Annotated in this window: 5 protein-coding genes; all 5 read left to right on the top strand. The window is 71.9% G+C overall.

All coding sequences use genetic code 11. The features are described 5' to 3' along the window. Nucleotides 1–2,213 (top strand): helicase-related protein (locus ABD794_RS05525; RefSeq protein WP_344961165.1); only part of this gene is annotated, 2,213 nt, incomplete at its 5' end. Then, nucleotides 2,137–5,163, top strand: a complete 3,027-nt coding sequence (locus tag ABD794_RS05520; protein WP_344961168.1) for a Zn-binding domain-containing protein — start codon at nt 2,137–2,139, stop codon at nt 5,161–5,163. The genes ABD794_RS05525 and ABD794_RS05520, both read left to right, overlap by 77 nt. Continuing rightward, the gene (locus ABD794_RS05515) at nt 5,160–7,412 is read left to right on the top strand and encodes a UvrD-helicase domain-containing protein (protein WP_344961164.1); all 2,253 of its coding nucleotides are present in this window, start codon (nt 5,160–5,162) and stop codon (nt 7,410–7,412) included. Before ABD794_RS05520 ends, ABD794_RS05515 begins: the two co-directional genes overlap by 4 nt. A gap of 108 nt (nt 7,413–7,520) precedes the next feature. Then, on the top strand, nt 7,521–9,077 hold the full coding sequence (locus ABD794_RS05510) for a TIGR02677 family protein (RefSeq protein WP_344961163.1): 1,557 nt from the start codon (nt 7,521–7,523) through the stop codon (nt 9,075–9,077). Beyond that, nucleotides 9,074–10,318 carry a TIGR02678 family protein gene (locus ABD794_RS05505; protein WP_344961162.1) on the top strand — a complete coding sequence of 415 codons (1,245 nt, stop codon included), beginning with the start codon at nt 9,074–9,076 and terminating at the stop codon, nt 10,316–10,318. Before ABD794_RS05510 ends, ABD794_RS05505 begins: the two co-directional genes overlap by 4 nt. The last annotated feature ends 7 nt before the right edge of the window (nt 10,319–10,325 follow it).

Raw genomic sequence — 10,325 nt, 5'->3', positions numbered from 1 at the left:
CCGAGCTCGACCTCAACGCGTCGAAGATCCGCCGCGCTTCCATGGGCCGCGACAAGCGCCGCGTACGGAACATGATCGCGGCCACCGGACAACAGGCGTACGAGGCGGCCTTCGCCACGGAGCAGCCCCGTGGCGGCCCGGCCGTCATGGTCCTGGAGGGACTGACCGGACGGCTGCGCCCGCTCCGCCCGGAGTCCGACTTCACCGACCCGGCCGACGGGACGGGACCACGGACGGCGAAGCCGTTGCACGACGCGGCGTTCGTCGTCGTCGACCTGGCGAGCGACCAGGCCGCCCAGCGCGACCAGTGCCCGGCCTGCCGCACCGGCAACGCCATCCGCTACCTGGGGACGGGCCTCGCCGCGCTCGCCGCGGCCGCCATCACCCAGCTCTTCACCGGCGGCGAGCTCGACAAGAGCCTCAAGGAGAACAAGACCCTCCTCTTCAACGACTCGGTCCAGGACGCCGCCCACCGCGCCGGATACGTCGCCAGCCGCGCGTACACCTTCTCCTTCCGCTCCCTCCTCGCCAGCCGCATCGACGAGGAACAGCCGGTCGCCCTCAGCGACCTGGTGGCCGACATCATCGAGGACGTCGTCGACAGCAAGGCGGTACGGGCCGCCGTGATCCCGCCCGATCTGCATGTCCTCCGGGGTGTCGAAACGCTCCTCACCGGCCGCGGCCGGGGCTCCAGGGCCACCTGGGAACTCATCGCCCAGCGCCTGGCGTTCGCCGCGGTCATGGAGTTCGGGCTGAGATCCCGGCGGGGCCGCACCCTGGAGCTGACCCGTACGGTCGCCGCCGATGTCCCGCTGAAGGACCCGGACGCGGTCGCCGGCCTCGTCCGCGAGCTGCTGCACACCACCCCCGGTGACATCGCCCTGCCCGACGGCTCCGCGCCCGGCCCCGACCGGTTCATCGGCTACGTGCGCGGTCTTCTGGAGCGGCTGCGCACCCAGGGTGCGATCCGGCACGTCTGGCTCGACAGCTGGATCGACCAGGCCGGCGTGGGCCGTACGGCGATCTGGCGCGACCGCGCACCCGGCATGCCGGCCTTCCCCCGCGGACTCTCCGCCCCCGCGTTCCTCCTCGGCGGCCCCAAACGCGGCAGCGAGGACTTCGACGTGGCGACCGGGCGGCTCGGCAGATACCAGGACTGGACACGGCGCGCGCTCGGTCTGCGGTCCGCCGAGGCCGCCAACGCCTTCCTGACACGGCTGCTGCCGGCCCTCGCCGGGGCGGGGGTGCTGTCCGTCCGCACCGCCAGGGACGGATCCACCCGGGTGTACGGACTGCAACCCGGCCACATCGAGCTGCGCAAGCTCGCCGACGACACCGTGGCCGACGCGTCGGCATACTGCCCCGTCTGCTCCTGGGAACGGACCGTCCACCCCGACCTGGCCGACCAGTGGCACGGCCGCACCTGCCCCCGGTATCGCTGCGGCGGCGAACTCCGCACCGGCCGCGCCGTCGAACGCGGGCTGCGGCAGCGCGACTTCACCGACGACTTCTACCGGCGGATGTACCGCGAGGCGGGCGTCTACACCATCAACACCGCCGAACACACCGGCACACTCGACCGCGGACGACGGGAGGTGGTGGAGAAGGCGTTCCGGGACGGGACCGACGTCCACTACGCCAATCCGCAGGTCCTCTCCTGCACCCCCACGCTCGAACTCGGCATCGACATCGGCGACCTGTCCGCCGTCGTGCTCGGCTCGCTGCCCAAGGGGCCCGCCAACTACGCCCAACGGGTGGGCCGCGCGGGCCGCCGTACCGGCAACGCCTATCTGCTCACCATGGTCGACCGCGGCCCCCGCGACCGCTACTACCTCGACGACCCCCGGCTGATGATCGCCGGGGACGTCCGGCCGCCGGGCTGCTTCCTGTCGGCGGTGGAGATCCTGCGCCGCCAGTACCTCGCCCATCTCCTCGATCAGGCCGGGGCCGGGCGGCTGTTCCCGCCGGACGACCCGCACACGCCGGTCCCGCCACTGCCCCGCCTCGCCACCCGCCTTGTTCGTGTCGACGCCCTGGCTCGCCGACTTCACCGAGGCCGCGACCACCGGCGGCGCGCTCCTGGTGGAGCGGTTCCTCGGTCTCTTCCCGCCGTACGACGAGCGGCGCGGCACCGGCGTGAGCCCGCAGGCCGCCGACGAACTGCGCGCGTACGCCACCGACGGCCTCCAGGAGAAGCTGGACACGGCCCGTAGGAACTGGGAGGACAACCGGGACGAGCTGCGGCGGCGGGTCGAGGCCATCGACGAGGCGGACCGCGGGCTGCCGGCCGGCGAACCCGAGCAGGAGCGTCGGCGGCGTGAACTGCGCGCCGAACGGCGGGCCGTGAACCACCGCTCCGCCGAGCTCAGCAGGCAGACCGCCCACACCGCGCTCGTGGAACTCGGACTGCTGCCCAACTACAGCCTGATCGACTCCCTGACCTGGCTCGATGCCACGCTGACCTGGAAGGAGGAGACCGAGGACGGCATCGAGTACAAGAACAGGACGCTGACGTACGGTCGTTCCGCCCTCCTGGCGCTGACGGACCTCGCTCCCGGGAACCACTTCTACGTCCAGGGCTACAAGCACCGGATCACCGGTCTCGACATCGGCAGCCCCCGGCGCCCGTCCTGGCTGTGGTGGCGCGTCTGCCCCGACTGCGGCCACGTCCGCACCCACCGGGCCGAGAACGACCCCTCGGCCTGCCCGCGCTGCCGCTCCACCGCGATCGGCGATGCCGGCTGCCTGCATCGCGTGCTGGTGCCGCAGCGCGTCCACTCCCGGGACCGGCGGGACGACATCCGCGTGCGGGACGACACCGACGACCGGGAGCGCCGGCACTACACCGTCATACCGGCCGTGGACATCGCCCAGGGCGCCATCGAGAAGGGGGATGCCTGGCGGCACCGGAAGGCCACCTTCGGCTGGGAGTTCACCCGGCGGGCCGTCGTCCGGCACCTCAACGCGGGCGCCGCGCGGGTCGAGTCGGCCACCGACGACGCCTTCGCGGGACGCCGGGTGCGGCTCAATCCGTTCTGGGTGTGCCGGAGCTGCGGATTCGCCGACCCGGACGGCGGGCCGGCCGGAGACCACCACGGCGACGAGACGGTCAACCCGGCCAAGTACCACCGGCCCTGGTGCCCCGCACTGCGGGAGACGGACGCCGGAGACCGCCCCGCGGACGCCGGCGTGCGGCTGCTGCTCGCCCACGAACTGCGCACCGAGGCGCTGCGCATTCTCATCCCCGCCGTCACCGCCCACACCCAGGAGCGTCTGGTTTCCTTCAAGGCGCTGCTGCTCGCGGGCATCGCCCACAGCTACGGAGGCGACCCCGACCACCTCTCGGTGGTCACCGCGTCGATGCCCGATCCCGGCAACGGGGACCGCGACGTCCGCCGCAACTTCCTCGTGCTGTACGACACCCTGCCGGGCGGCACCGGGTATCTGCACCGCCTCGCGGGCCCCGAAGGTCTGCGCGAGGTCCTGGCCCGGGCTCGGCAGGTCATCGAGAGCTGCGCGTGCCTCGCCGAAGGACGGCCGGCCTGCCACCGCTGTCTGCTGCGGCATGTCGCCGACAGCGAGTACCCGCACGTCTCGCGGCAGCACGCCCTCGACATGCTCGGTGAGCTCTTCGGCCGGGACGGAAGCGGCTGGCACACCGAACCCGTGGACACCACCGAGGACATCACCCTCGTCCCCCAGGTGGAGAGCGAGCTGGAGGCCCTCTTCCGGCGGGGTCTGCTGGCCTGGGCCGAGCGGACCGACGAGGTCAGCGTACGGACGGCCCTCACACCGGACGGCGAGCACGACGTCACCCTGCGGTTCAGGGCCCCGGACGGCACCGTCACCGGCTGGCGGATGGAGACCCAGACCGATCTCGGCTTCACCCGGCCCGATGTGGTGTTCCGCAGTACCGAGGACGACCGGCGCGTCGCGGTCTACCTTGACGGCTATCGCTACCACGCGCACCGCGACTGCAACCGGATCGCGGGCGACGCCGACAAGCGGACCCGGCTCCGCTCCGGACACGGCTGGATGGTCTTCCAGCTGACCTGGGACGACGTCCAGACCTGGGCGGGAGAGCGGAGTTCCCCCGACGACCCGGTGTGGGTGCCGTACCGGAACGCCGCCCAGCGGGTGGCCCAGGACGTGCACCGCCGGCGTCACGGCGGTGACCCCCGCGACCTCCCCCGCTGGGTGTGGACCAATCCGGTCGAGACCCTCATCGGCTATCTCACCCACCCCGATCCCGAGCTGTGGCGCCTGCGCGCCCAGAGCGCGCTGGCGGGATTCGCCGCGGTGCAGGGGACCGGCAGGGCACTGGCCGACGGCCCGGAGATCGGACGGCGGATCGGCGAAGCGCTCCGGGGCGGGCATCTCTCCGGCGGCCAGGGTGCGGTGCAGGTCATGGCGGCCAAGGACGCCGCAGGCTGTCCCCTCACCCTCGTCCTCGATCTGCGCGGGGGACAGAGCGGAGCCGTCTGGTCCGCGCTCACCGTGCTCGATGATTCACCGGAGGCCCTCGCCGGCCCGGAGGAAGCGCACCGCAGACGGTGGCGGGCCTGGCTGTACTGGACCAACCTGCTCCAGTTCCTCAACGAGGGCGAAGGCGACGGCGTGCAACTGGCGGCGAGCCGGCTGCCCGGCTTCGACCCGCTGGAACTGAACGTGTCCGGCGGCGCCGGCTGGCTCACCTCGCGGCGGCAGCGGTACGTACCGGACGCCGGGGAAGAGACGGGGCCGGACGCCGGCACCGCCACGGCGGTGCGGGACCCGGGCTGGGACACCGACGTCCTCCCGTACCTGGTGGACGAGCCGGGCCTGCGTGAACTCGCCGGGAAACTGGCCTCGATGGGGGTGCCCGCTCCGGAAGCGGGCTACGAGCTGGGCGACGCCGCGTGGCCCGCCGAACTGGCCTGGCCCACGCACCGCACCGGCGTGGTCCTCGCCCACCGGCCAGGTGCCGACGGCACCCCGGACAGCGACGCGCAGGACCGCGACGCGGCGTTCGCCAAGGCCGGCTGGCGGGTCCGTACCGCAGCCGAGTGGGACGCCCGGGACCTCGCCGAAGGACTCGCCGGTCCGCCCCGCGACCGGCCGTCCGCCCCCGGTCCCGCCCGGCACGAACCTCAGGAGAACGACGACGAGGAGCACGACCGATGACCGCAACCGGGACGCCCACCGCGGGCGCGACGCTGCGTCTGCTGGACAAGGCCGACAAGGAGATCGTCAAGCTGGACCGGGCCGTTGTGGGGGCGGTCTACAAATTCCAGCACGACTTCCGGAGGAACCCCGAGTCGGGCGGCTTCCACCTCAAACAGCTCGAAGGCCATGACCGGTTGTGGTCCGCGCGGGTCAACCGGGAGTACCGGGCGCTGCTGCTCCGACTCGGCGGCGACGACTGGCTGCTCGTCGGCGTGAAGCACCGCAAGCACGTCTACGAGCACCTGGACCGGCTCGCCTATGGCATCAACCAGGTCACGGGCGCCATCGACTATGTGGACCTCCAGGTGGTCGAGGAGGACGTCCTCCGCCGAGGCGCCCCGGCGCCGGCCGCCCCGCAACCCCCTGCGGAGCAGCCGCTGTTCGGAGAGTACAGCGCGGAACAGCTCGCCGGCCTGGGCGTGGCCGAGCCGCTCATCCCGGTCGCCCTGAAGCTGACCACGGACGACGAGCTCCTCGGACTCGCCGAATACGCCCCCCGGCACACCGCGGAAGTGCTGCTGAGGCTGCGCGACGGTGTTCCCTACGAGCAGGTCCGGGAGGAGGTCACCGAGCCGGTCGCGGTGGGGCCGGAGGAGAGGATCGACGCCGACGACTGGCAGACGGCCGTCGACCGCTCGCAGGCCGTGGTCATCACCGACGACGAGTCACTGCAAAGCATCCTGGAAGAGCGTGACTTCGGCCGCTGGAAGGTCTTTCTCCACCCCACTCAGGAGAAACTGGTGCGTCGCGCCTACTCCGGACCCGCCCGGGTCGGCGGCGGCCCCGGCACCGGAAAGACGATCGTCGCGCTGCACCGCGTCCGGCACTTGGTGGACCAGCTGCCCCCGGGCCACACCAAGCCGGTCCTGTTCACCACGTTCAACAAGAACCTCGCCGCCGACCTGCGGGCCCGGCTGCTGTCGCTCGGTGGGCCCGAGACAGTGGCCCGGGTGGACATCGTGCACGTCGACCAGTTGGCGACGCGCGTGGTCACGGAGGCGGATCCGGGCAACACCAAGCGCCGGATCGACGACACACAAGCCTTGCGCGAGTGGCGGCAGATGCTGGTGGAGACGGGGGAGAGCCGCTGGGACGCGGAGTTTCTCGGCGACGAGTGGAACCAGGTGATCCTCGGCCAGGCCGTGGCGTCGCGCGCCGACTACTTCCGGGCCCGCAGGGCCGGCCGCGGGCGCAGCGTGTCCAGGGCCGAACGGGCCGAGATCTGGCAGCTCGCCGAGCGGTTCACCCAGCGTCTCGACGTGAAGGGGCTGGAGACCCACCGCCAGATCGCGGAACGGGCGGCCCAACTGGAGACGGCCCGGAAGGCCAAGATCGACGCGCGGGCCCGGCAGCGGGACGAGCGCGGCGGTCTGGCCAACATCCACGTCGAGTCCGGCTCCGGGGCGTGGCTGCGCTACCGCTACCGGCACATCGTCGTCGACGAGGCCCAGGACCTCAGCGCCGCCCACTGGAAGATGCTGCGGGCCATGGTCCCGGCGCGGCCGGACGACCTCTTCCTGGTCGGCGACACCCACCAGCGGATCTACGACAACCAGGTCACCCTCGGCAGCCTGGGGGTCAACATCCGGGGCCGCTCCGCCAAGCTGACCCTCAGCTACCGCACGACCCGGGAGATCCTGGGATCCGCGATCGGTCTGCTGGAAGGGACCGAGTACGACGACCTCGACGGCGGCACCGAGGGTCTCGCCGGATACCGTTCCGTGCTGCACGGCCTGCGTCCGTCCCTGCGGGGCGCCGCGAACTGGGATGAAGAGCTGGATTTCGTGGTCGAGCAGCTCCAGGCCTGGCACGACATTCCCCGGGAGGCCATGGCGGTCTGCGTCCCGACCAATGACATGGTGGCGCAGGTGGCCCAGCGGCTCGCCCGGCGCGGCATCCCGCACACGCAGATCACACCGGACGGCCCGCGGCACAACGAAGGGGTGCACATCGGGACGATGTACCGCTTCAAGGGCCTCGAATACCGCCGCCTGATCATCGCGGGCGTCGCCGAGGGCCTGGTCCCCCGGTCCTCCGTCGACGCCTGGGAGAAGACCGACCGCTCCCGCCACAAGCGCGAACTCCAGCGGGCCCGCTCGCTCCTGTTCGTCGCCGCGACCCGGGCCCGCGACGCCCTGGTGATCACCTGGAACGGGGAACCGAGCCGCTTCCTGCGTCCTCTGGGGACCGGCCGAGCCGCCGGGTGAACCGCTCGATGAGAGTTGCGGGATCCTGGCTTGTCCTGTCAAGGCCGGTCATGCCCTTTCCACCAGGGCCGGTCAAGGCAGGTGTGCGTCGGACAGAATGGCAGAGAGATGAACGCGACGCCTGAGACTCCGGCCCTCACCGGATACGCCCCCTTTGCGCACCTTACTGCGCCCAACACCGCCCTGTACCGGCGAACGATGCGGACGTTCCTGGCCGCCAAGGAACGCTTCGCGGTGCACCTGCGGCCCGAGGACGTGCAGGCCGCCCTGCCGGCCGGTGAGCGTCCGGCCGACCTCGGGACCGTGGCCAAGGCGCTCGACAGCCTTGTCGAGTGGGGAAATCTGCGCGCCGATCCGGACACCGCACGGGTCACCGCCGTCGAGGACTTCTACCGCAAGCGGTTCGTCTATCAGCTCACCCAGGCGGGGGAGGCGGCGGAGCAGGCGCTGTCGGCGTACGACGAGGCGCTCGGCCGGCGCGGGGCACTGCAGGCGGTCGCCCTGCACGACATCGTCACCCAGCTGCGTGCCCTGCTCGTCCTGGGCGCGGAGGAGGACCTTGACCCGGCCAAGACCCATCTCGCGCTCTCCGCGTTGACCAGCCGGTTCGCCGCCCTGGCGGAGAACGCCCGGGCCTTCATGGGCTCCCTGCAGCGCACCATCGATCTGCACGACGTCGAAGAGGCGGTCTTCCTCGCCTACAAGGACCGGCTCATCCAGTATCTGGAGCGGTTCATCCAGGACTTGATCACTCTCGGCGGACGCATCGCCCAGCTGATCCTGGAACTGGAGGACGGCGGCATGATCGTGCCGCTGCTGCGGACCGCCGCCGTCCGCGAGGCCACCGACGCCGCTCCGGAGGACGCGGAGCACGCCGTGCAGGAGGCGTCCGCGCGGTGGACGGAGCGCTGGGAAGGGCTGGCCGCCTGGTTCATCACCAGGGACGGATGCGAGTCGCAGGCGCGGCTGCTGCGCGGGCGGGCACTCGGGGCCATTCCCCAGCTCCTCGCCGTCGTACGTTCGTTGAACGAACGGAGAGCCGGACGCTCCGACCGCTCGGCCGACTTCCGTGCGCTCGCCCGGTGGTTCGCCGAGGCACCCGACGACGACGCCCGGCACCGCCTCTGGCGCACTGCCTTCGGCCTCTCCCCGGCCCGCCATCTCACCGTCGACGCCGAAACCCTCGCCGCCCGCGCGGCCCGGCCGGTGCCGGCCGCGACCCCGTGGGCCGAGGCCGAATCGCTGCGCATCAGCCCGCAGTTGCGGCGCACCGGCAGCTATGAGCGACGCGGCAAGCCCCGCAAGGTCGAGGACCGTTCCGCCGCGCGCCGCCATCTCGCCGAGATCGCGGCCAAGCAGGCGGCCGAGACCGCCGCCGCACGGACGCGGCTCGCCACCGGCGGCACCACCCGCCTCGCCGCGCTCGGCGAACTCGACCCGCTGGCGTTCGGCCTCTTCCTCCAGCTTCTCGGTGACGCCCTCGCCACCTGGCGGCCCGGACTGACCCATACCTCCGCCACCAGCAACGACGGCTCCATGGAAATCCGCCTCACGGCGCTCGGCGACGGTGCGACGGCCGAGATCACCACGCCCGGCGGCAGATTCCGCGGACCCGACCACGCTATCGAGATCGTCGACCTGACGGAGGGGGACGACACACGATGAGCACCCCACTCGCCGAGGTGCTGGACGGCCAGCGCTCCGCCGACCTGCGCAAGGCCGCGCGTGCCCTGCTCAAACAGCCCCTGCTGCTCGCCCATGGGCCGCACATTGATGACTACCGGCTCGTCCGCCGCCACGCCTCGGAGTTGCGGGAGTGGTTCGACCGCAACACCGGATGGTCCCTGCGGGTGGACGCCGAGGCGGCCCGGCTGCGAAAGATCCCCGGCAGCCTCAACGGTCCGGCGCATCCCGCTCGTGAGGCCGGCCGGGCAGGAGTTCCCTTCACCCGGCGTCGCTATGTCCTGCTCTGTCTCGCCCTCGCCGCCCTCGAACGGGGCGAGTCGCAGATCGCGCTCGGCCGCCTCGCCGATCAGGTCGTCCTGGACGCGGCCGATCCGCAACTCGTCGCGGCCGGCATCCACTTCACCTTGGACCGCCGCGACGAACGCCTCGACCTCGCCGCCGTCGTACGGCTGCTGCTGAAGCTCGGTGTGCTGCGGCGGGTCGCGGGGGACGAGGACGCATACGTCAGTGGGGCGGGCGATGTCCTCTACGACGTCGAGCGACGTGTACTGGCCGGGCTGCTCGCCACCCGCCGGGGCCCCTCGACGGTCCACTCCGGCACCTTCGAGGAGCGCCTGTCCGAACTGGTCGCCGAAACCGCCCTGGAAAGTGATGACTTGCGATTCCGCGCGATGCGCCGGTCGCTGACCCGCCGGCTGATCGACGATCCGGTGCTGTACTACGACGAGCTGACCGACGCGGAGCTCGCCTACCTCACCCGGCAGCGCGGCTTCCTCACCGCCCGCATCACCGAACTGACCGGACTTGTCGCCGAAGTGCGGGCCGAGGGCATCGCCATGGTGGATCCCGACGACGACCTCACCGACGTCCGCATGCCCGAACAGGGCACGCACGGCCACATCACCCTGCTGCTCGCCGAACACCTCGCGGCCGCCTCCGGACCCGTCACCATGGACGCCCTTCAGCGGAAGGTCCGCGACCTCGCCGCCGAACACGGCGGATTCTGGGCCAAGTCCGCCAGGGAACCGGGCGCGGAGGGCGAACTGGTCGAGCAGGCGCTCGCCAAGCTCGCGGCCCTCGGGCTCATCGTCCGTCAGGGCGATACGGCCGCACCACGCCCGGCCCTCGCCCGCTACGCCGTCGGTGAGACGGTCGTACGTGAACCCGGTACCCTGCGCACCACGCGCATGCCGAAGCAGCGAAAGGCACAGCAGAGTTGACCGCCTT

It is taken from the genome of Streptomyces thioluteus (genome assembly GCF_039535865.1).
The sequence above is the reverse complement of the archived record's forward strand: the minus strand, read 5'-3'. Positions and strand labels throughout refer to the sequence as shown.

What these genes read in the sequence shown, in the direction of transcription:
- ABD794_RS05515 (WP_344961164.1), top strand. Translation starts at nt 5,160, where the DNA reads ATGACCGCAACCGGGACGCCCACCGCGGGCGCGACGCTGCGTCTGCTG.
- ABD794_RS05510 (WP_344961163.1), top strand. Translation starts at nt 7,521, where the DNA reads ATGAACGCGACGCCTGAGACTCCGGCCCTCACCGGATACGCCCCCTTT.
- ABD794_RS05505 (WP_344961162.1), top strand. Translation starts at nt 9,074, where the DNA reads ATGAGCACCCCACTCGCCGAGGTGCTGGACGGCCAGCGCTCCGCCGAC.